The organism is Geitlerinema sp. PCC 9228, from assembly GCF_001870905.1.
Classification (GTDB): Bacteria; Cyanobacteriota; Cyanobacteriia; order Cyanobacteriales; family PCC-9228; genus PCC-9228.
Map to the genome: position 1 here is coordinate 1 of NZ_LNDC01000201.1, position 287 is coordinate 287.

A 287-nucleotide genomic window follows, 5' to 3' on the forward strand; every position below is an offset into this window, starting at 1 on the left:
ATCTGGATCGGATTGAATGGCTTGACGATAATTCTGGACAGCTTCCTGTAACTTTCCTTGTTGCTGTAAAGCATAGCCCAGATTTTTGTAAGCATAGGCAAAGTCGGGGTTGATTTGGAGAGCTTGGCGGTAGTTTTCGATCGCTTCTTCTAGCTTTCCTTGGTCCGACAGCGCATTGCCCAGACCGTTGTAAGCATTGGCAAAGTCGGGGTTGATTTGGAGAGCTTGGCGGTAGTTTGCGATCGCTTCTTGTAGCTTTCCTTGTTGTCTGAGCGCATTGCCCAGAC

At 48.4% G+C, this 287-nt stretch carries 1 protein-coding gene; it reads right to left on the reverse strand.

The genetic code is table 11. The annotated features are described in order from the left end of the window. Window positions 1-287: tetratricopeptide repeat protein (locus AS151_RS20275; protein WP_139240825.1), on the reverse strand; the 287-nt coding region annotated here is incomplete at both ends.